The organism is Kerstersia gyiorum (assembly GCF_048595715.1).
GTDB classification, from domain to species: domain Bacteria; phylum Pseudomonadota; class Gammaproteobacteria; order Burkholderiales; family Burkholderiaceae_B; genus Kerstersia; species Kerstersia gyiorum.
This window is the reverse complement of record NZ_CP169556.1, coordinates 1786256-1806683: the sequence shown is the minus strand read 5'-3', so window position 1 is coordinate 1806683 and position 20428 is coordinate 1786256. Positions and strand designations below refer to the sequence as shown.

The window sequence follows — 20428 nt, the reverse complement described above, 5'->3', positions numbered from 1 at the left end:
GTTTTCCACAGAATGCCGCCTCTGCCTGGCCACCAACGTTCAGCCCACAGTCAGAAAACGGTGAAGAAAATGAGAAATGCCCCGGCCAGAAAATGGCCAGGGCATGAATCTCTTATTCTACGTGCTGATACCGCGCCCGTACCGTCATATCGCCAAGTTTGACATGCACCTGGCAAGAAAGCTGTTATGCCGCCAATGCACCTGCAGGCGCTGCCGAAGCAGAGGCGGCACCCAACGCTTCACCGAACAGGTTCTTGGGGTCTGCCAGATCGGGCACCACTTCCAGCTTGACGCCCAGGCCATGGGCCTGCGCCTGATCATGCAGGAAACGCAGCGCGGCATAATCCTCCAGCGCAAAGCCGACCGAATCGAACACGGTAATTTCGTCGGTCCGGCTGCGTCCGGCACGCTTGCCGGCCAGCACTTCCCACAAAGGCTGCACCGTGTAGTCCGCTGGCATCTGCTGGATTTCCCCTTCAATGCGGGATTGCGGCTCGAACTCCACGAAAGTGGTGGCACCCAGCAGGATATCGGCAGCTAGTTCCGTTTTCCCGGGGCAATCTCCGCCGACGGCATTGATATGCATGCCGGGTTCGATCATGCTGGCATCCAGGATGATGGCGTTGGTCTTGTCCGCCGTGACCGTCGTGACGATATCCGCCCCTTGGGCCGCTTCCGCCGCACTGGCGCAGGCCACTAGCGTGAGGCCAGGCACCTGGGCCAGGTTGAGGCGCAGCTTGGCCGTTGCGCCGGGGTCGACATCGTACAGGCGGATGGTGTCGATACCCAGCAAGTAATGGAACGCCAACGCCTGGAATTCACTTTGCGATCCATTGCCAATCAAGGCCATGACCCGCGCTTGCGGACGGGCCAGCACCCGGGCGGCCAGTGCGGACGTGGCGGCAGTGCGCAAGGCGGTCGTGAGCGTGAGTTCGCTCAGCAGCAGCGGCTTGCCCGTGGAGACTTCGGCCAGTGCGCCAAAAGCCATGACAGTTGGCAGCCCGACCTGCGGATTGGAGGGGTGCCCATTGACGTACTTGAATGCATACAGCTCGTGATCCGCCGCCGGCATCAGTTCGATCACGCCGATATCGGAATGGCTGGCCACGCGGGCCGTTTTATCGAATGCCTCCCAGCGCAGGAAATCCGCCTTGATGTAGGCTTCCATCTGCCTGAGGGTCTGTTCAATCCCCAATCGACGGGTCAGCGCAACGACGTCTTCGGTTGCCAGGAAGGTAGTCATGTTTTTTCTCCTCTTGATGAATCGGGCGCCGAGAACAATCCGTTCCATGGCGCTTTTTTCTATTGTTTCTCAGCGTCAGATCAATTCATAGCGGCAAAAATATCTATAAAATGTCCATATATTGACTAAACGACAGAATAAAATGACGAAATCATCAATGGATAGCCTGGATCATCAAATCCTGGCCCTGTTGCGCAACGATGCCCGCACCTCTGTCGCCACGCTGGCAAAAAAGCTCGATGTCTCGCGCGGCACGGTCAACAACCGCCTGAACCGCATGGAGCGCGACGGCATCATCCTGGGCTACAGCATCCGCGTGCGGCCCGATTCACAGCCTGAGGAAATCGTGGCCTGGACCAGCATCGCCATCGAAGGACACGAAACGCAACGCATCGTCCAGGCACTGTCCGGCGAACCGGCCATTGCCGAACTGCACGACACCAATGGCCGCTGGGACATGCTGGCGGAACTGCGGGTGCAGAGCATGGCGCAATTGGCCGAAGCCCTGGAACGCATCCGCCTGATCAAAGGCATTGCGGCCACCGAAACCAGTATCCACCTCAAAAGCCTGAAATTCTGAGCGCTTGCCGCATTGCCAATCACGGCTTTCCCTGGGCAATGCACCGAAATGACGCCTTTCATGCACCAGAAAATGGCAGGCCGCGCCGACTTTGCCTAGGGAATCCCCCAAGTACCCAATGCCAGCTTTATCCCATAAATTGAAAAAATGACAGAAAACTTGCAGGAAAGCATGGCAGACCCAGCCGCTACCGCCAGTGTGATTCAACGACTGGAACGTTTCCGCACCCAAGGCACGGCCTCGGAGCGCAGCGTGGCGAGCTATATGCTGGGCAACCTGAACAGCCTGCCCTTCGAGACTTCGGCCAGCCTGGCAGCCAAGCTGGGCCTGAGTGAAACCACGGTTGGCCGGTTTTGCCGGCACCTGGGTTTTCGTCATTTCAAGGATCTCAAGCAGAACCTGCGCGACGATCTCGGCGACAGCCCCTGGCTGATGGGGGAGCGTCTGCAGGATTTCCTGCAAAGACGCTCCAATGACGGCCCGGACTACAGCCGCAGCCTGGAACTGAGCATTGCCGCTCAAGTGGCCGTCTACGAGCTGACCAATGCGCCCCAGTGGCAGCCGGTGGTCGCGCGCCTGGCTGAATGCAAGACCGTACTGGTAGCCGGTTTTCAGACCGAACGCGGCGTCGCGGCCAGCATGGCCCACCTATTGCAGTACATCCGTCCTGGCGTGCACCTGATCGACAATGCCGCTGGCCACTACAGCGATGCGCTGCTGGCCGATCCGGCGGAAACCGCACTGGTGGTGTTCGACGCACGGCGTTATTCGCGCCATGCTCTGCTGCTGTGCCGCAAGGCGCGGGATCACGGCCTGCCGGTGACACTGGTGACTGACATGTATTGCGATTGGGCCGACAGCAGCGCCAGCGAAGTCTTCCGCGTGCCGACCGGCCTGGACCTGTTCTGGGAATGCACCGCGCCCATGCAGGTACTCGCGCACTTGATGGTCAATGAAGTCTTCGTCCGCCTGGGCAAACCCGCCGAACAACGACTGGAACAGATCGCCGGACTCAACCATGCATTCATCGGCTACACATCCGCGCGGGACGCATTTTCCTGAATCGGCCTAAACTGGACTGTTTCAAAGACGGTATCCTGCAGGCCGTTCCCATTTTTCACAATTATCAACCGTTCAAGGAGCGCATCATGAAAAAAATGCTGAAATCCATGCTGGCTGTCACGGCGCTCTGCGCAATTTCCGCACAAGCGCAAGCTGACACCATCCGCATCGGCATCGAAGGTGCCTATCCTCCGTTCAATGCCGTTGATGCCTCCGGCAAGCTGTATGGTTTCGATGTCGACATTGCCAATGCCCTGTGCGAAAAAATGCAGGCTCAATGCGTGCTGGTGGCACAGGATTGGGACGGTATCATCCCCGCCCTGATGGCACGCAAATTCGATGCCATCGTCTCCTCCATGGTGGACACCGAAGAGCGTTCGCGTCGCGTCGATTTCACCGAGCCCTACTACCGCACCCGCCTGGCTGTCGCCGTCCCTAACGATTCAAAGCTCACCGGTACGTCTGCCGATGAACTGAAGGACAGCGTGATCGGTGCCCAGTCGTCCTCCACGCAAGGCATGTACGCCGAAGATGTCTACGGCAAGGCCGGTGCCGACGTGCGCCTCTACCCCACGCCCGACGAAGCCGGCACCGACCTGATCAGCGGCCGCCTGGACGCCATCGTGCACGACAAGTTCCCGCTGCTGGAATGGCTGGAAAAAAACAGCGAAGGCTGCTGCAAGCTGCTGGGTGATATTCCGGGTACCGAAGGCGACACCAGCATTGCGCTGCGCAAGGGCGACAACGAACTGCGCGAACGCTTCAACAAGGCGATCAAGGATATCCGCGCCGACGGCACCTACCAGAAGATCTCCGAACACTATTTCGGCGCCGACATCTACTGAACGCCCCAGCCGGATATAGAAAAACATGCTTGATCTGCTCAGCCTGCTTTCCTTCGGCCAAGGCGGATGGGGCAGCGCGCTCCTCATGGGCGCGCTTGTCACTATCACGCTGGCGCTCTGCTGCGTGCCCATCGGCCTGCCGCTGGGGCTGCTCGTTGCGGTGGGGGCGCGCTCCAAGCGCCGCCTGCCCCGCGCCGCATCCACCGTTTTTTCCACTGTTTTCCGAGGCCTGCCCGAACTGCTGACCCTGCTGCTGGTGTACTACGGCGCACAAATCGGCATCGAACACCTGCTGCAGAAAATCGGCTACCAGAGTGAATTCCGCATCAACGCCTTCGTGGCCGCCGTCGTGGCATTCAGTCTGGTATTGGCCGCTTTTTCCAGCGAAGTCTGGCTGGGCGCCTTCAAGACCATCCCCAAGGGCCAGCAGGAAGCTGCCCAATCCCTGGGCTTGTCGCGCCGCACGACGTTCCTGCGTGTCACGCTGCCGCAGCTCATGCGGGTCGCCCTGCCCGGGCTTTCCAACAACTGGTTGACGCTGCTGAAGGACTCCTCCCTGGTATCCACCATCTCCCTGGTAGACCTGATGCGCCAGACCAATCTGGCGGTTGCCGCCACCAAGCAACCCATGTTGTTCTATTTCGTCGCCTGCCTGCTGTACCTGCTGCTGTCGGCGCTTTCCGGCGTCGTGTTCAGCCGCGCTGAACGCCGTTTCGGCCGCCATTATGAAGGGGCACGCTGATGAATGAATTCGTGATGAACATGCTGTCGCACGTCATGGACCAGGATCTGCTGGAACGCTACGGCCCGCGCATGATGGACGGCCTAGTGATCACGCTCAAGCTGGTCGCCGTGTCCTTCGTGCTGGGCATGGCCCTGGGCTTGCTGCTGGCCATCGGGCGCATGAGCAAGAACAAATGGGTCCAATACCCTTGCCGTGCCTACATCTACTTCTTCCGCGGTTCCCCGCTGCTGGCGCAGCTGTTCCTGCTGTACTACGGCCTGGGTTCGTTCCGCCCATTCTGGCAGGATATCGGCCTGTGGTGGTTCGTCCGCGATGCCTGGTATTGCGCGTTGCTGGCCTTCACGCTGAATACCGCAGCCTATCAGGCGGAAATCTTCCGTGGCAGCCTGATGGCCATTCCCAAGGGGCAGTACGAAGCCTGCCAGGCACTGGGCCTGGGCCCGGCCACCGCCATGCTGCGCGTCATCCTGCCGCAGTCCATGCTGGTTGCCATCGGTCCGCTGGGCAATGAACTGATCCTGATGATCAAGGCCAGCGCCATTGCATCGCTGGTCACGGTATACGACGTCATGGGCGTGGCGCGCCTGGCCTTCTCGCGCAGCTTCAATTTTGAAGTGTATCTTTGGGCAGCCGTGCTGTACCTGATCATCGTGGAGATCATCCGCCGCGTGCTCAAACGTATCGAAAGCCGCTTGTCCCGGCACGTGGTGAACTAAGCATGAATCAGCCTTCTTCCTCCACACGCAAAGGGCATGACGTCCTGGTGCTGGGCGCAGGCATCGTGGGCACCAGTACGGCACTGCACCTGCAGCAACGCGGCCTATCGGTCTGCCTGGTGGACTGGCAACAGCCGGGCTCGGGCACCAGCCACGGCAACGCCGGGCTGATCGAACGGGCTAGTGTCGTGCCGTATTCGTTCCCGCAATCGCCGCTGGCATTGTTGCGCTACGCGGCCAACCGCCAGACCGACGTGCATTTCCAATGGCGCGCCCTGCCCGCCATGGCCGGCTGGCTCTGGCGCTATTGGCGCGAATCGGCGCCCCAGCCACTGGAGCGTGCGGCCCAGGACATGCTGCCTCTGATCGAGCGCTGTGTCACGGAACACGATGCATTCATCCAGGCAGCCAGCCTGCAGCACCTGGTCCGTCCCCAAGGCTGGATAGACATCTACCGCGAACCGGCTGCCTTTGCGGCTGCCGCTGCTGATGCCCGCGCCATTTCCAGCCGCTATGGCCTGCAGGCCGACATCCTCGATGGCCAGGCCCTGGCAGCGCGCGAACCTGCCTTCCTGCCCCAGGCGAATATGGCCGGCGGCATCCACTGGCTCGACCCATGGACCGTCAGCGCCCCTGGGAAGCTGGTGCAAGGCTATGCCGATTTGTTCTGCCAACGTGGCGGCGCACTGGTGCATGCCGATGCACGCGGCCTGCGCGAAAACAGCGCGGGCTGGCAACTGGATACGCCGAATGGCACGCTGCAAGCCGCTCAAGCCGTGATCGCGCTGGGCCCGGATGCCCCCGGGCTCTACCGTTCCCTGGGCTACGACCTGCCCCTGGCGCACAAGCGCGGCTACCACCTGCATTTCCGGCCCGGGCCGGACACCCCGGCGCCGCAGCATCCGCTTTGTGACTCGCGCGCCGGGTTTGTCCTGGCGCCCATGGAACAAGGCGTGCGCCTTACCACCGGCGTCGAGCTGGCGCTGCCCGATGCACCGCCAAACCGCATCCAGCTAGACCGCGCCGAACGCATCGCCAGGCGCTACTGGCCGCTGGGCACCGCCGTCGAGGCGGAACCCTGGATGGGCAGGCGTCCCTGCACTCCGGACATGCGTCCCATCATTTCAGCTGCGCCGCACCACCGCGGCCTCTGGTTCAACTTCGGCCATGCGCACCATGGCCTGACGCTGGGCCCGGCTTCCGGCCGCCTGCTGGCAGAAATGATGACTGGCGAGCAGACCTTCACATCCCCCGCGCCGTACTCGGCGCACCGATTCATGTAAGACCCGGAGACACCCTCCATGTCACAAAACCAAGCCTCACAACCCACTCCCAATACTCCCGGCAACGGCGACCAGCGCCCGGTGGTCGTCAAGATCCGTGGGCTGAACAAATGGTATGGGAATTACCACGCCCTGAAAAACATCGACCTCGACGTGCACCAGGGGGAACGCATCATCCTGTGCGGACCTTCGGGTTCCGGAAAATCGACGCTGATCCGCTGCGTGAACCAGCTGGAACGCATCGAAAAAGGCACCATCGAAATCCACGGCACGGATGTCACGCGGCAGGATACCCAGGCCACCCTCGCGCTGCGCGACGTCGGCATGGTGTTCCAGCATTTCAACCTGTTCCCCCACATGTCGGTGCTGGACAACTGCACGCTGGCGCCCGTCAGCGTCAAGGGTGAAAACCGCAAGCGCGCCGAGGAAAAGGCCCGCGAACTGCTGGAAAAAGTTGGCATGGGCAGCCATGCGGACAAATATCCGACCCAGCTTTCCGGCGGCCAGCAGCAGCGCGTCGCCATCGCACGCACGCTGTGCATGGACCCGAAGATCATTCTGTTCGATGAGCCCACCGCCGCACTGGACCCGGAAATGGTCAAGGAAGTGCTGGACGTCATGGTCAAGCTGGCCAATACCGGCATCACTATGCTGTGCGTGACCCACGAAATGGGTTTCGCCAAGCAGATGGCCGAGCGCGTGCTGTTCCTGGACCAGGGGGCCATCCTGGAAGACACGCCACCGCTGGCGTTCTTCGCATCCCCCAGCACCGAACGGGCCAAGGCCTTCCTGCAGCAGATCCTCTAAGCGGGCGCGGGCCATCCGCCCGCCCGCCGCGTCTGCAGCCCGGCGCCACCACGCGCCGGCATTCGCCTGGCGCCACGAGTTCTCCGCACACCCGCCCCCTGCTCCCACACGGGCCGCGCAACCCCCACCGGACCGTTGCGTCCCCGGCTTCCCGGTTCCCCATAACACCAGTTTTCCCAACCTTCTTCCGCCGGCACCTGTGGTGCATGGCGGCCACGGAGCTTCCGCATGCAACATTTCGACGCGCAGCAAACCCGCGCACAGCTTTCTTTCGATACCCTGGTGCCCGCCCTGCGCCAGGCCTTTGCACAAGGCGGCACGGTGCCGCTGCGCCACAATCACCCAATCGAGTGCCAAGGCGCGCAAGGCATTTCCCTGATCATGCCGGCATGGAGCGAACAGGGCTACTATGGCCTGAAAACCGTCAACATCTTCTCGGGCAACGGCCAGCGCGGGCTGCCCGGCCTGCACTCGACCTTTATCCTGTTCGACGCCACCACGGGGGTGCCGCTGGCACTCATCGACGGCAACGAAATCACCTCCCGGCGCACGGCTGCCGCTGCGGCGCTGGGCGCCGACTTCCTGGCACGGCGCGACGCCAAGCGCCTGCTGCTGCTGGGCGCTGGCCGCGTCGGCAGCCTGGTGCCGCGCGCCATGCGTGCCGTGCGTGCGATCGAGCATGTCGATGTCTGGAACCCGAACGAAGAACGTGCCCGCGTGCTGATCTCGGAATTGCAGGCGGAAGGTGTCAGCGCCAGCTATGTGACCGACCTCGAAGCTGCCGCACGTCAGGCCGACATCATCAGCTGTGCCACGCTGGCCGAGGCGCCTCTGATCCACGGCGCCTGGCTGCAGCCAGGCGTGCACCTGGACCTGATCGGCAGCTTCACGCCCAAGATGAAAGAGACAGATGCCGACTGTTTCATCGGCAATGAAGTCTACGTCGACACTGACGAAGCCCCCACCAAGGCAGGCGATCTGCTGGATGCCTTCGCCAGCGGCAAATTCAGCCAGAACGACATACGCGCCAACCTGGAACAGCTGACTCGCGGCGAGCGTCCCGGACGTACCAACGACAGCGCCATTACCGTCTTCAAGGCGGTAGGCTCTGCACTCGAAGACCTCACCGCTGCAACGCTGGTCTACCGCAGCAGTCTCGCGTAAGGCTGGCTGCAATCGCTCCGGCCCGGCCGGCAGGCAAATGCCGGCCGATCTCCAGCGGCGCAGACTAACCCGCTATCGAAAGCAGGTATCATTCGTGCCTGATTGCCCCGGCCTGTCCCTGGCCGGGACTTGCCGCCCGTACCGGAACGACACAGGAACTGTTGCCGCATGAGACTTACCGTCCCGAGAATGATGCCGCTCTGCATGAGCTTCATCATGTCCCTGTCCATGTCATTCATCATGACGCTGTTGCATCGCGCCCCCGGCGTCGGCCTGGTCAAGCAATGGCTCTCCGGCTGGATCGTCGCCTGGCCCATCGCGGCCGTGCTGGCTTCCATCCTGGCGCCGCAGGTTTTCCGCCTGCTCAGCCGCCGTTTTCCCATGAACTGAAACAGGCCTGGATTGTGCCGCGCCTGGCACTGCGCCCCCAAGCCAGAAATCGGCTATCATCTCGTCTCATTATTTCAGCCATGGCATCCGGCATTCCTGCGCCGCATACCAGGCTGGACATACCGGCACCGGCCCACCGGCCCTGCCCCACTGCCCGAGTGGTGAAATCGGTAGACACAAGGGACTTGAAAATTTGAGCCCTGCCTGGGGAAACCCGGCAGGTGACGCCCGTCAAACTCGGCGAACGCCCTGGATGCCAGCCATCCGCGCCAACGCCGAGCCAAGCCTGAGCAGGTTAACGCCTGCCAGGAAGGTGTAGAGAGCAGACGGCGGGCACCTACAGCCGCAAGGCCAAGGTGAAGGCGTGCTCCAGACCACGAACGCCATGCGCATGCATGACGGCGGCGAAAGCCGAAGTGGTAAGAAAATCCCTCGCCGTCAGGCATGCCGGTTCGATTCCGGCCTCGGGCACCAAAATATAGCAGTCCACGAAACCCGCATCAGCACTGGCTATGCGGGTTTTTTGTGTTCAAGCGGGCAACCCGATACCGGCGAGCCCCCCGTTACCTCTGGCACCAGGTTGGCCCACACGTTCCCGGCCTGCTCAGCCGCGCGCATCCGCCTTGATCATGTCCGCCGCTTTCTCCGCGATCATGATGACGGGCGCATTGGTATTGCCGGAAGGCACCATGGGGATGATGGATGCGTCCACGACCCGCACGCCTTCCAGGCCATGGACTTTCAGCCGACTGTCCACAACGGCCTGCGGCCCCTGGCCCATGGCGCAGGTGCCTACCTGGTGATGGTAGGACACGATGGCGCTGCGGCAGTAGTCCGCCAGTGCCTCATCAGTCTGCACTTCCGCGCCCGGATAGACCTCCCGGCCACGCCAGGGCGCCAAGGCCGGCTGGGAAGCGATCTCGCGCATCATCTTGACGCTGGCCACCAGGGTGTTGATATCCTGTGCCGTTGCCAGGACATTCGGGTCCAGCAAGAGCGGATCATCAACACCGGGGCCGCTCAGGCGCAGTTCGCCACGGCTGGTCGGCATGACGCAGGCCGCGCACAGCGTGAAGGCGTTGTCCGGGCCGCTTTGCTCAGGCGTGTAATAAGGCACGTTGAAGAACAGCGGCTGCATATCGGGCCCGGGCAGCTCGGGCCGTGTCTTGGCAAATAGCTGGCCGTGCAGCGGCGTGATGGCGGGATTTCCGCCCAGGTCCGGGATGGGCTGGAGGCTTTCATAAACGACTGGCACCAGCATGTGGTCATGCAGGTTCTTGCCAACGCCAGGCAGGTGGTGCACGACCGGTATGCCGACCTCATCCAGGTGCGCCTTGTCACCAACGCCGGACAACATCAGCACGCGTGGGGATTCGATGGTGCCGCCACTGAGCACCACTTCTTTCTGGGCACGCACTTCGTGCAATTTGCCCTGCTGCTCATAGACCAGGCCGGTGCAACGCTTGCCGTCCAGTGTCAGGCGCTGCACCCGTGCATTGGTGATCAGGCTCAGGTTGGGCCGCTCCAGCGCAGGGCGCAGGAAGGCCACGGCAGTGCTGGCGCGCTTGCCATCCCGGGTATTCAAATGATTGAACCCGGCCCCCAGGATTTCCTTGCCATTGTGGTCCGGGTTGTAGGGATGGCCGGCTTCGACGGCAGCATCCACAATTGCCTTGGTAACAGGGTGTGGCGTGTAGTTGACCGTCACATGCAGGGGGCCGCCCTTGCCATGATATTCGCTGGCGCCGCCTTCATAATCCTCGGACTTCTTGAAATAGGGCAGGACGTCAGCGTAGCGCCAGCCGGCATTGCCCTGTTCCGCCCAGGCGTCATACACGGAGGCATGGCCGCGTACATAGATCATGCCGTTCAAAGAACTGCTGCCGCCCAGGGTCTTGCCCCTGGGCCAGAACAGCTTGCGGTCATGCGCATGACGTTGCGGTACGGTTTCGTAGGCCCAGTCATAGGGGGTGTGCCAGAGTTCGATCAGGCGCAACGGCGTGGAGATTTTTTCGGAATCGTCCGGCCCGCCTGCTTCGATCAGCAAAACCCTGACGTCCGAGTCTTCGGTCAGGCGATTGGCCAATACACAACCGGCCGAACCGGCACCCACGATGATGTAATCAAAGCTGCCATCACGATCCTCCGCCGCGTTCACTTTGGCGCCAAGAACACCGCCCACCATCAACGTGCCGCTGGCGATGCCTGCCGTCTTGATGAAGCGTCGCCGCCCGAAGTGCATCCCTTGCTGTTGCTCTGCCATGCCTGTGTCTCCATCCTTGCCATGTTGTTGTCTTACCGGCCGAGGCGGGCCGCCCGTCCCACACACTGATGCGGACACAGGCACGGGCTGGACACCTCCGGGCATCTTCATGCCTGCCCAGCGCCCGGGTTTGCCACACGCAATTTACTGACCGGCCGGTCTGCATTAAGACTGTATCCCTGTCGCCCACTTAAATCATGCTGGATTACCTCAACTTGACAGTATTTCCAGACGCGTAGCACCACCCCACGCGGCAATAAATAAGGCGGCTGGGAAAGCCGCCGGAACAACCGCCACGCCAAGTGCCAAGCCGCCTCGGCCGCAACCGCCAAACAGGCCGCTGCCTGCAGGCAACGGCCCGTCACCGGAACATACGGCGTACCGGCTTACGCCTGCGCCGGCAACCACTCCTCCAGCGTCACCTCGAACGTCACGCACACCGGATTGCCTCCGGCAACGAACGGTCCGCCATACACCCTGCCCTGGGGATCCGCCACTACGCCGGTCAGGAAGGCGCGCAGGGTGCCGTCGGACTGGCTACGCACCTCACCGGCCAGGCTGACGATTTCCACCGCCGGCCCGGCAATGAATTGAGTATCGCCATCGCCGCGTTCCAGGCAGCCATCAATCAGGCTGCCCAGCGCGCCGCGCACGAAAGCATTGCGAAAGCCTTCAGCCAGGCACAGCTTCTCCACACCCTTGACCAGGTCTTCGTTGGGCGCAATGCGTGCATAGGCCACCCGGCCCATCTGGCCGGATTCGACATGGGTCATCGTCATCATGCATTCCTCGCTTGGGCGGGCTGGCCGGCCGGCTCGATATCGTGCGGCTGCAGCAAAGACTGGTTGGTTTCCGGGTCGAATGCGACCCGCAATTCGAAGTTATCCAGCGAAAGCACCAGGATGGACACGCCGCCGGGGCCGACGATCGCATTCTGCGTCAGGATATGGCCGCCATAGGGCGTACCGTACTCATCGGTCACGGCTGCGTGGCAATGGATGAGCGGCTCGCCCGCGGCCGATTTGCCCAGCGTGGCGTTGCCGAACACCATATAGGCCTGATGCAACGGAATGGCGCTGGTATAGCGGACGATGGTCTGCTGGCGCGGGTCTGGCGGCGCGGTGCAGTATTCAATATAGGAAAACCGGCTGCCCAGCAATGTCATGGATGCACTGGCAACCTGGTGATGGGCCAGCGCCTGGCTGATGCCGTCAAACAAACTGATGCCTTCGGGGATGGCAAGGCGGAAATGCCTGCCTGAACGGGCGCTCCGGCTTTGGATGCGCACCGGGTTGAACGCGCCGGGCGGAATCAGTGTGCGGGCGCGCAATGGGTTGTACTTGGTGCCTGACCCATGATCGACGGGTGGATATGGCATGAGAGATCTCCTTGTTGCAAGGGGTAGCGCAACATCGGAACAAAGGGATGAAAGGATGATGGGCAATGGCGCCCTGAAACACGGGTGGCGTTTCAGAGCAGGCCGGCGGCAGTAAAACCGCCATCGACACTGACCACCTGCCCCGTCACGAAACTCGATAGCTTGTCGTCAAGCAGCCAGGCCAGCGTGCCATTGAGTTCCGCCGGGGCGGCATAGCGCCGCTGCGGCACATCCGATACCCAGCGCTGGCGGGCGGCCTCCGTATGCATGCGCCCGACCAGCGGCGTTTCAATGGGCCCCGGCGCGACCGCATTGACCCGGATGCCATCACTGGCCAGTTCGACGGCCTGGACTTTGGTCAGGGTAATGACCCCGCCTTTGGATGCGCCGTAGGCGGCGCGACCCGCGTTGCCACGGATGCCCGACACCGAGGCAATATTGACAATGGACCCACGCCGGCGCTGCCGCATGCAGCGTGCGACTTCCCGGCCTACCAGAAAAGTGCCCACCAGATTGACCTGCAATACCCGTTGCAGGTAATCCAGGTCGGTATCCAGAAAGGCCACATCTCGGCCGATTCCGGCGCTGTTCACCAGCCCGGAGATCGGACCGAAGCTGGCTTCGCTGTCGTCCACCACCGCACGCACGCCCTGCTCGTCCGATACATCCATATGTACGCATCGCAGCTGCGTGGCGGGCGCCTTGCTTCTCAGGGCCTCGAGGTTTTCCTCCGACACGTCGGCCACCAGTACCCGGTGACCGCTTTCCAGCAGTCCTTCCGTCAGGGCCAGCCCGATGCCGGAAGCGCCGCCAGTCACCAGCGTGACATCCTCGTTTTGTTCATGCTTCATTGTGTTGTCTCCTTTGTTGTCATGGAATTGCCTGGCCGCAACCTGGGGCTGCGGCCTGTTGGCGGGTCTGTGCCCGCTTGTCCTGGCGTGGCGGTCATCGCCAGCGTTATCTATCTATCCGCGCGCGCCACCACGCGACTCAATCATCCGTGGTATCACTCGCCTTCACTTTCGCTGCCCTCGCGCCGGCCGGTCGTGCCTTGCGGACGCCCGCCTCCTTGGCGCCCTGAGCGGCCGGCTGTTCCGCCTCATGCTGACGCTGCAAACGCCTGGCCGACTGGCGCAGCATCACGCTGAGTTCTTCCAGGCGTTCCGGGCTCATGCGCGACTGGACGGCCGCGATACTCAGCGCCCCCAGCAAGCGCCCCGCCGCGTCCTTCACAGCCAGCCCTATGCCCCAGGAACCGGACATGACCCATCCCCGGTTGATCGCGATGCCGCCGCGCGCCCGCGCTTCGGCGACCTGGCGCCGGATTTCGTCCATGGTCGCCGTGGGATAGCGTTCATTGATCAGGGCCTCATTGACCGCCAGCGCTTCGTCGACTTCGTCATCGGGCAAGGCCACCAGCAAGGCCAGGCTGCCCGCCCCGATACCCAGCGGATAGCGATCTCCGGCGGCCAACACATAGGTTTTCAGAGGGAAATCGCCATCCTCCCGCATGGTGCACAGCGCCAGCACGCCACGCCTTATCGAAAAAAAGGCGCTATCGCCGCAGTCATAGGCCAGCTTCTGCACGATCGGCGTCGCCAGCCGGTGAATGCCATGCCGCTCAGCAGCGATATGGCCCAGGATATGGCACTCGGGCCCGAGGAAATAACGGCGCGATTGCGGCTCCTGTTCGATCATGCCTTCCGTGACCAGGACGCTCAGCAGGCGATGGATCGTCGGCTTGCTCATGCTGATTTCGCGCGTCAGCGTCATCAGACCGACGCCTTCCGCCCCCGCACGTGCCACTGCGCGCAATACCGTCAATGCGCGCGATACCGACTGCGCGCCATCGACGCGATCTGCCTTGTTCATCTCCTGGCGCATATGCATTGCCTCTTCCATTGCCGACATAATTCGATTCCATTTCACATCAATTGAAAATTAGTCCATATTACGGACCATAATTAATTTTACTGGCAATTGATAGATGCCATGGATATCACTCGGGTTTTCCTTGTTTACCGATGATACCCAATGTGATTAAATAAATTCAAGAACAAATAAACAGGTCCGTATTATGGACCAATTAATTTCTGGAGACATCCATTGACCGTTAATCGCGGCAATGGCCGTGGCTGGCCTTTATCCGGGCAAAGACCACATCACAACAAGGAGGCAATATGAATCTGTCCCGACGCAAACTCATTTCCTTGACTGCCGGAAGCGCACTGGTCGCCGCTGCGCCGCTACGCAGCGCCTGGGCGGCTGCGCCCAAGTACCGCTACAAGTACGCGAACAATCTAGCCGTGAATCACCCAATGAACATTCGGGCGCGGGAAGCGGCCGAAAGAATCTTCAAGGAAACCGACGGCGCATTTGAATTGGCCATCTTTCCCAATAGCCAGCTGGGTTCCGATACCGATACATTGAGCCAACTACGCGCTGGCGCCGTGGAATTCTTCACACTGTCGGGCCTGATTCTTTCCACGCTGGTGCCTGCCACTGCCATCAGCGGCGTGGGTTTCGCATTTCCGGATTACGACACGGTCTGGAAAGCCATGGACGGCCAATTGGGCGCCTATATCCGCGGACAGATTCAGCAACGCGGGCTATATGTCATGGACAAAATCTGGGATAACGGTTTCCGCCAGGTCACGTCCAGCACGCGCCCCATCGTCGTGCCTGCCGACTTTGACGGGATTAAGATCCGGGTTCCCATCAGCCCGCTCTGGACCTCCATGTTCCAAAGCCTGGGCGCCGCCCCGACCAGCATCAACTTCAACGAAACCTATTCCTCGCTGCAAACCAGGGTGGTTGATGCCCAGGAAAATCCGCTGGCCATTATTGAAACCTCCAAATTCTACGAAGTGCAGAAATTCTGCTCCATGACCAACCACATGTGGGACGGTTTCTGGTTCCTGGGCAATCGCCGCGCCTGGGAAAAGCTGCCGGCGGATATCCAGGAGATCGTCGCCCGCAACATCAATGCCGCCGGCATGGATATGCGTGCCGATGTGTTAATGCTCAACCAGGAACTGCAATCAACGCTCTCACAACAAGGGATGGCATTCAATTCGCCCGACCCCGCTCCGATCCGGGCTGCGCTGAAAGAAAAGGGCTTTTACGACACCTGGAAGAAAAATTTCGGCGATCAGGCGTGGGACATGCTTGAAACCGCCACGGGAGGGCTGTCCTGATGCAACCAGCCGCCACCTCCAAATCTGTGCCGCCCCTGCCGGAAACCGTGAGCCGGAGCGATACCCCATGGGTATGGCTGGCCTATGCGGACAAGTCCCTGGGCTTCATCGTGGAAACCTTCGCGGCCATCCTCGTGCTGGCCGAAGTCTGCATTCTGTTCGCCGGCATTGCCGCTCGCTATGTCTGGCACAGCCCCCTGATCTGGTCCAACGAACTGGCCTCCACCCTGTTTCTGTGGCTGGCCGTCATGGGGGCCATCATTGCCATGCGGCGCGGCGAACACATGCGCATGGCGCTGTTCGTCAACAAATCCTCGCCAGGACGGCGGGCCGTGATGGAATCAGTAGCAGGCATCGCCGCCCTGGTGTTCCTGTGCATTCTGCAAAGTCCGGCCTATGAGTACGCCGTCGAGCAAAGCTACATCACTTCGTCGGCCATGGAGATTTCCGACGCCTGGCGCGCCGCTGCACTGCCCGTCGGCACGGCTTTCATGATCGCCTTTTCCATCATCCGCCTGCTCACCGCCGGCAACTGGCGCGCTCTGCTGTATGCCGCCATAGGCGTGGGGGCCATCGTCAGCGCGCTGCTGTTGGCCCAACCTGTGCTGGAAACCCTGGGCAATGCCAATCTGCTGATCTTCTTCGTGGTGATTGTGGGCGCCTGCGTATTTGGCGGCATTCCCATCGCATTTTCCTTCGGCCTGGCCACGCTCGGCTACCTGAGTCTGACAACCAGCATGCCATTGATGGTGGTTGTCGGACGCATGGACGAAGGCATGTCACACCTCATCCTGCTGGCCGTACCGCTGTTCGTACTGCTGGGCATGCTGATAGAAATGACCGGCATGGCCTATCGCATGGTGGCCTTCCTGGCCAATCTGCTGGGACACGTCAAGGGCGGCCTGTCCTATGTACTCATCGGCGCCATGTATGTGGTGTCCGGCATCTCGGGCGCCAAGGCGGCTGACATGGCGGCCATTGCGCCGGTGCTCCTGCCGGAGATGCGTGCTCGCGGCGCGGATGAAGGCGAAACGGTGGCGCTGCTTTCCGCCACCGGCGCACAAACCGAAACCGTGCCGCCCAGCCTGGTGCTGATCACCATCGGCTCGGTCACCGGGGTTTCCATCAGCGCGCTTTTCACCGGCGGCCTGCTGCCCAGCCTGTTGCTGGGCCTGATGCTGTGCGTGGTCGTGGGCTACCGTTGCCGCCGCGCCGGCAACCAGGAAAAGTGCGCTCCCCGCGCCACCCGCAAGCAGATCTGGGCCTCGCTGGTCATTGCCCTGCCCGCCCTGGCGCTGCCCTTCATCATCCGGGCTACCGTCGTCGAGGGCATTGCCACTGCGACCGAGGTCTCGACCATCGGCATCGTGTACGCCGTCGTCGTGGGCATCCTGGTCTATCGTTGCTTCGATATCCGCCGCGTCTATCCGATGCTGGTCGATACCGCCTGCCTGTCCGGCGCCATCCTGCTGATCCTCGGCACTGCAACCGGCATGGCATGGGCTCTCACCCAATCAGGTTTCTCGGGCGCGCTGGCGCAATTCATGCAGGACCTGCCGGGTGGCGCCTTCACCTTCATGCTGGTGTCCATCGTGGTTTTCATCGTACTGGGCAGCGTACTGGAAGGCATTCCCGTCATCGTGCTGCTGGGGCCGCTGATGTTCCCCATCGCCCACATGTTGGGCATACACGAAGTGCACTACGCCATGGTCGTCATCCTGTCCATGGGCATAGGCCTGTTCGCGCCGCCTTTCGGGGTGGGCTACTACACCGCATGCGCCATTGCCCGGGTCGATCCGGACAAAGGCATGCGCCCCATGGTCGGCTATCTGGTCTGCATCACGCTGGGCACCCTCATCGTGGCCGCCGTGCCATGGATCTCCATCGGATTCCTGCACTGATCGTGCCCATCCCTCACCGTCCCCTCCCACAAGGAACCTCACAGTGAATCCTCAGATTATTGGCTGGAAACACCTGTCTTTCGGCAAGCTGCAGATGGATATCGAGACCATGATCGCCGACGCGGCTGCCGGCGCCATCGACCACGCAGGCATCGAGGCGGCCGACATAGACTCCGTGCATATCGGCACCTTCAATGGCGGCCTGGTCTACCAGGACTTCCCTTCTGCGCTGATTCTCAACTCCCAGCCTGACCTGCGCTTTGCCGCGACGGTACGTTGCGAAAATGCCTGCGCCACCGGTTCCGCCGCGGTGTACAGCGCCATCGACGCCATTCGTTCCGGGCGCAGCAAGGTGGCGCTGGTTGTCGGCTACGAAAAAATGTCAGCACTGACGACTGCGGAAGTTGGAGCCATCCTGCAGAAATGCTCGTATGCCAGGGAAGAAGCCCATGTACCTGGTGGTTTCGCCGGCATTTTCGGCCAGATTGCCAGCGCCTATTTCGAGCGCTACGGCGATAAATCGGATGCCCTGGCCCGGATCGCCAGCAAGAGCCACCGCAATGCGCTGTCCAATCCCTACGCCCATTTCCACAAGGATTTCGACTACGACTTCTGCCGCACCCCTTCCGAGAAAAATCCCTACGTGGCCGGCCCGCTGAAGCGCACCGATTGCTCGCCCATCTCCGATGGCGCCGCTGCGCTGATCCTGACGAGCGCAGATGTAGCCGCCACGGCACGCGTGGCAATCGGCTTGCGCGCCGCAGTCCAGGTGACGGATTTCCTGCCGCTCTCGCGCCGCGACATCACCGAACTGAGCGGCGCCAGGCAGGCCTGGGCACGCGGGCTGGAACAAGCCAGACTGAGCCTGGACGACCTGTCTTTCGTGGAAACCCATGACTGCTTCACCATCGCCGAGTTGATGGAATATGAAGCCATGGGGCTGGCGCCAGCCGGCCAGGGTGAACGTGTCATTGCCGAAGGCATCAGCGAAAAGACCGGCAGGTTGCCGGTCAACCCGTCCGGCGGCCTCAAGGCCAAGGGCCACCCAGTAGGCGCCACAGGCGTCTCCATGCACGTCATGGCCGCCATGCAGCTTGCCCACGAAGCCGGCGACATGCAATTGCCCAAACCGGTACTGGCGGGCGTCTTCAATATGGGAGGCGCCGCCGTTACCAACTACCTCAGCATCCTGGAACGCACCCGCTGACCTGCCGCTGCGCCCACCGGCGCTTCCATGCAGCCCATTTTTTCTTGATTCCGAGACTCATCATGCTCACCACAGTCATGAATCTGGGCGATATGCTCACGCAAGTCGCCCGCCGCCATGCCCAGGAACCCGGGTTCATCACCCCGGACCGCAGCTATACATGGCATGAGATCAATCAGCGTGTGGACACAATCTGCACCCAACTGCGCCAGGCCGGCGTCCAGGCCGGAGACAGGATACTGGCGCACTCCCGCAACAACCTGCCGCTGTTCGAAAGCGCCTATATCGCGTTCAAGCTGGGCGCGATCTGGGTGCCGACCAATTACCGCATCGCCCCGCCTGAAGCCGCCTACCTGGGAAAATCCAGCGCAGCGAATGTCATGATTTACGACTCCGGCTTCGAGGCCCACGTGGACGCCATCCGCGCCGAGAACCCCGCGCTGCGCCACGTGCTGTCCCTGGGGACGCCACGCGCCAACGAAATCGCCTACGACGAGCTGCTCGCCACGCCATGCACCGAGCCCTTCATTGCCGCCGACGTGGACCGCGATACGCCGCTCTGGTTCTTCTATACCTCGGGCACGACCGGCCACCCCAAGGCCGGCACGCTGACGCATGGCCAGATGGCATTCGTCATCACCAACCACCTGGCTGACCTGATGCCCGGCCTCACGCACCGTTCGCGCTCGCTGGTCGTCGCGCCGCTGTCGCACGGGGCCGGCATCCATGCATTGGTCAATACCGCGCGCGGCGCCGCCAGCGTGTTGCCTGCCAGCGAACGGCTGGATGCCGAAGAAGCGTGGCAGCTGGTGCAGCAGCACCGCGTCGACAATATGTTCACAGTACCGACCATCATCAAGATGCTCACTGAACACGATGCCGTGGACCGCTACGACCACAGCAGCCTGCGCTATGTGATCTACGCCGGCGCCCCCATGTACCGCGCAGACCAGAAGCACGCCCTGGAGAAACTGGGCAAGGTGCTGGTGCAGTATTACGGCCTGGGCGAAGTCACGGGCAACATTACCGTACTGCCTCCTGCCCTGCATGAAGCCGAAGACGCCAACTTCACCCGTTTCGGCACCTGCGGCTATGCACGCACCGGCATAGATATCGTCATCCTGGACGACCAGGGCAAGCGGCTGCCAGCGGGCCAGACCGGGGAAATCTGCGTCAGGGGCCAGGCAGTCATGGCTGGCTATGACAACAATCCCGAAGCCAACGAGAAGGCCTTCCGGTTCGACTGGTTTCACACGGGCGACCTGGGGCATCTTGATGACGAAGGCTATCTCTACATTACCGGACGCGCTTCCGACATGTACATTTCCGGCGGCTCCAACGTCTACCCGCGCGAAATAGAAGAAACACTGCTGACCCACCCGGCCGTGCATGAAGTCGCGGTAGTCGGCCTGCCCGATCCGAAATGGGGCGAACTGGGCGTGGCAGTCATCGTGCCCAAGCCTGGCTGCGCCGTCACCGAAGCGCAGTTGATCCAGTTCCTCGATGGCCGCCTGGCCAAATACAAATGGCCCAGGCGCTTCGTGTACTGGGAAAACCTGCCCAAGTCTGCCTATGGCAAGGTAGCCAAGAAAGATGTGCAGGCCCGGCTGGCCCAGGCAGACCAGCAAGCCCTGGCCTGAACGCACG

The 20428-nt window shown here is 61.9% G+C and carries 19 protein-coding genes; 13 read left to right on the top strand and 6 right to left on the bottom strand.

What is annotated here, in order from left to right; translation table 11 throughout:
- Positions 1-184: 184 nt before the first annotated feature.
- Positions 185-1243 carry an ornithine cyclodeaminase gene (locus ACEW7X_RS07990; protein WP_130487003.1) on the bottom strand — a complete coding sequence of 353 codons (1059 nt, stop codon included), beginning with the start codon at positions 1241-1243 and terminating at the stop codon, positions 185-187.
- Between the two features lie 157 nt (positions 1244-1400).
- Here ACEW7X_RS07990 and ACEW7X_RS07985 point away from each other — a divergent pair, with 157 nt between their 5' ends.
- The 9 genes from ACEW7X_RS07985 to ACEW7X_RS07945 all read left to right on the top strand — a co-directional run bounded on the left by ACEW7X_RS07985 (position 1401) and on the right by ACEW7X_RS07945 (position 8835).
- Positions 1401-1823: an Lrp/AsnC family transcriptional regulator gene (locus tag ACEW7X_RS07985; protein WP_068367913.1), complete on the top strand. Its 423-nt coding sequence runs from the start codon at positions 1401-1403 to the stop codon at positions 1821-1823.
- 171 nt (positions 1824-1994) lie between these two features.
- Positions 1995-2885 (top strand): MurR/RpiR family transcriptional regulator, encoded by an 891-nt coding sequence (locus tag ACEW7X_RS07980; protein WP_068369187.1) that lies wholly within the window; start codon positions 1995-1997, stop codon positions 2883-2885.
- 86 nt (positions 2886-2971) lie between these two features.
- Positions 2972-3730 carry a transporter substrate-binding domain-containing protein gene (locus ACEW7X_RS07975; protein ID WP_202969519.1) on the top strand — a complete coding sequence of 253 codons (759 nt, stop codon included), beginning with the start codon at positions 2972-2974 and terminating at the stop codon, positions 3728-3730.
- A 25-nt stretch (positions 3731-3755) separates the two neighbouring features.
- Positions 3756-4472: an ABC transporter permease gene (locus ACEW7X_RS07970; RefSeq protein ID WP_068367915.1), complete on the top strand. Its 717-nt coding sequence runs from the start codon at positions 3756-3758 to the stop codon at positions 4470-4472.
- Complete coding sequence (locus tag ACEW7X_RS07965; protein WP_068367919.1) at positions 4472-5191, top strand: ABC transporter permease; 720 nt, start codon at positions 4472-4474, stop codon at positions 5189-5191. Before ACEW7X_RS07970 ends, ACEW7X_RS07965 begins: the two co-directional genes overlap by 1 nt.
- Positions 5192-5193: 2 nt before the next feature.
- A complete protein-coding gene (locus ACEW7X_RS07960) occupies positions 5194-6474 on the top strand; it encodes an NAD(P)/FAD-dependent oxidoreductase (RefSeq protein WP_130487002.1) in 1281 nt (426 codons plus the stop codon).
- An 18-nt stretch (positions 6475-6492) separates the two neighbouring features.
- A complete protein-coding gene (locus ACEW7X_RS07955; protein ID WP_257740859.1) occupies positions 6493-7281 on the top strand; it encodes an amino acid ABC transporter ATP-binding protein in 789 nt (262 codons plus the stop codon).
- Positions 7282-7509: 228 nt separating this feature from the next.
- Positions 7510-8445, top strand: a complete 936-nt coding sequence (locus ACEW7X_RS07950) for an ornithine cyclodeaminase family protein (protein ID WP_420177856.1) — start codon at positions 7510-7512, stop codon at positions 8443-8445.
- A 216-nt stretch (positions 8446-8661) separates the two neighbouring features.
- Positions 8662-8835: a DUF2798 domain-containing protein gene (locus ACEW7X_RS07945; RefSeq protein WP_167731874.1), complete on the top strand. Its 174-nt coding sequence runs from the start codon at positions 8662-8664 to the stop codon at positions 8833-8835.
- Positions 8836-9439: 604 nt separating this feature from the next.
- On the opposite strand, the gene ACEW7X_RS07940 is transcribed toward ACEW7X_RS07945, so the two are convergent.
- From ACEW7X_RS07940 to ACEW7X_RS07920, 5 genes are all read right to left on the bottom strand, one after another.
- Positions 9440-11098: a GMC family oxidoreductase gene (locus ACEW7X_RS07940; RefSeq protein ID WP_202969520.1), complete on the bottom strand. Its 1659-nt coding sequence runs from the start codon at positions 11096-11098 to the stop codon at positions 9440-9442.
- Positions 11099-11484: 386 nt separating this feature from the next.
- Positions 11485-11877, bottom strand: a complete 393-nt coding sequence (locus ACEW7X_RS07935; protein ID WP_202969528.1) for a PPC domain-containing DNA-binding protein — start codon at positions 11875-11877, stop codon at positions 11485-11487.
- Positions 11877-12476, bottom strand: a complete 600-nt coding sequence (locus ACEW7X_RS07930) for a PPC domain-containing DNA-binding protein (protein ID WP_420177944.1) — start codon at positions 12474-12476, stop codon at positions 11877-11879. Before ACEW7X_RS07930 ends, ACEW7X_RS07935 begins: the two co-directional genes overlap by 1 nt.
- Before the next feature lie 92 nt (positions 12477-12568).
- On the bottom strand, positions 12569-13327 hold the full coding sequence (locus ACEW7X_RS07925) for an SDR family NAD(P)-dependent oxidoreductase (protein WP_420177855.1): 759 nt from the start codon (positions 13325-13327) through the stop codon (positions 12569-12571).
- Positions 13328-13466: 139 nt separating this feature from the next.
- Positions 13467-14387, bottom strand: coding sequence for an IclR family transcriptional regulator (locus tag ACEW7X_RS07920; RefSeq protein ID WP_420177854.1), 921 nt, complete (start codon positions 14385-14387; stop codon positions 13467-13469).
- Positions 14388-14656: 269 nt separating this feature from the next.
- On the opposite strand from ACEW7X_RS07920, the gene ACEW7X_RS07915 reads away from it, so the two are divergent.
- From ACEW7X_RS07915 to ACEW7X_RS07900, 4 genes are all read left to right on the top strand, one after another.
- The gene (locus ACEW7X_RS07915; protein ID WP_420177853.1) at positions 14657-15673 is read left to right on the top strand and encodes a TRAP transporter substrate-binding protein; all 1017 of its coding nucleotides are present in this window, start codon (positions 14657-14659) and stop codon (positions 15671-15673) included.
- Positions 15673-17574: a TRAP transporter large permease subunit gene (locus ACEW7X_RS07910; protein ID WP_253103021.1), complete on the top strand. Its 1902-nt coding sequence runs from the start codon at positions 15673-15675 to the stop codon at positions 17572-17574. The genes ACEW7X_RS07915 and ACEW7X_RS07910 overlap by 1 nt, the downstream gene beginning before the upstream one ends.
- 94 nt (positions 17575-17668) lie before the next feature.
- Positions 17669-18781 carry an acetyl-CoA acetyltransferase gene (locus ACEW7X_RS07905; RefSeq protein WP_068369207.1) on the top strand — a complete coding sequence of 371 codons (1113 nt, stop codon included), beginning with the start codon at positions 17669-17671 and terminating at the stop codon, positions 18779-18781.
- A gap of 62 nt (positions 18782-18843) precedes the next feature.
- Entirely contained in the window at positions 18844-20421 is a 1578-nt protein-coding gene (locus ACEW7X_RS07900) for an acyl-CoA synthetase (RefSeq protein WP_420177852.1), read from the top strand.
- Positions 20422-20428: the final 7 nt, after the last annotated feature.

Bases quoted from the DNA above. Each gene is read 5' to 3' on its own strand.
- ACEW7X_RS07940 (WP_202969520.1), bottom strand. From the start codon at position 11,098: ATGGCAGAGCAACAGCAAGGGATGCACTTCGGGCGGCGACGCTTCATC.
- ACEW7X_RS07960 (WP_130487002.1), top strand. From the start codon at position 5,194: ATGAATCAGCCTTCTTCCTCCACACGCAAAGGGCATGACGTCCTGGTG.
- ACEW7X_RS07925 (WP_420177855.1), bottom strand. From the start codon at position 13,327: ATGAAGCATGAACAAAACGAGGATGTCACGCTGGTGACTGGCGGCGCT.
- ACEW7X_RS07970 (WP_068367915.1), top strand. From the start codon at position 3,756: ATGCTTGATCTGCTCAGCCTGCTTTCCTTCGGCCAAGGCGGATGGGGC.
- ACEW7X_RS07930 (WP_420177944.1), bottom strand. From the start codon at position 12,476: ATGCCATATCCACCCGTCGATCATGGGTCAGGCACCAAGTACAACCCA.
- ACEW7X_RS07955 (WP_257740859.1), top strand. From the start codon at position 6,493: ATGTCACAAAACCAAGCCTCACAACCCACTCCCAATACTCCCGGCAAC.
- ACEW7X_RS07950 (WP_420177856.1), top strand. From the start codon at position 7,510: ATGCAACATTTCGACGCGCAGCAAACCCGCGCACAGCTTTCTTTCGAT.
- ACEW7X_RS07900 (WP_420177852.1), top strand. From the start codon at position 18,844: ATGCTCACCACAGTCATGAATCTGGGCGATATGCTCACGCAAGTCGCC.
- ACEW7X_RS07985 (WP_068367913.1), top strand. From the start codon at position 1,401: ATGGATAGCCTGGATCATCAAATCCTGGCCCTGTTGCGCAACGATGCC.
- ACEW7X_RS07975 (WP_202969519.1), top strand. From the start codon at position 2,972: ATGAAAAAAATGCTGAAATCCATGCTGGCTGTCACGGCGCTCTGCGCA.
- ACEW7X_RS07965 (WP_068367919.1), top strand. From the start codon at position 4,472: ATGAATGAATTCGTGATGAACATGCTGTCGCACGTCATGGACCAGGAT.
- ACEW7X_RS07945 (WP_167731874.1), top strand. From the start codon at position 8,662: ATGTCCCTGTCCATGTCATTCATCATGACGCTGTTGCATCGCGCCCCC.
- ACEW7X_RS07990 (WP_130487003.1), bottom strand. From the start codon at position 1,243: ATGACTACCTTCCTGGCAACCGAAGACGTCGTTGCGCTGACCCGTCGA.
- ACEW7X_RS07905 (WP_068369207.1), top strand. From the start codon at position 17,669: ATGGATATCGAGACCATGATCGCCGACGCGGCTGCCGGCGCCATCGAC.
- ACEW7X_RS07915 (WP_420177853.1), top strand. From the start codon at position 14,657: ATGAATCTGTCCCGACGCAAACTCATTTCCTTGACTGCCGGAAGCGCA.
- ACEW7X_RS07935 (WP_202969528.1), bottom strand. From the start codon at position 11,877: ATGACGATGACCCATGTCGAATCCGGCCAGATGGGCCGGGTGGCCTAT.
- ACEW7X_RS07920 (WP_420177854.1), bottom strand. From the start codon at position 14,387: ATGTCGGCAATGGAAGAGGCAATGCATATGCGCCAGGAGATGAACAAG.
- ACEW7X_RS07910 (WP_253103021.1), top strand. From the start codon at position 15,673: ATGCAACCAGCCGCCACCTCCAAATCTGTGCCGCCCCTGCCGGAAACC.
- ACEW7X_RS07980 (WP_068369187.1), top strand. From the start codon at position 1,995: ATGGCAGACCCAGCCGCTACCGCCAGTGTGATTCAACGACTGGAACGT.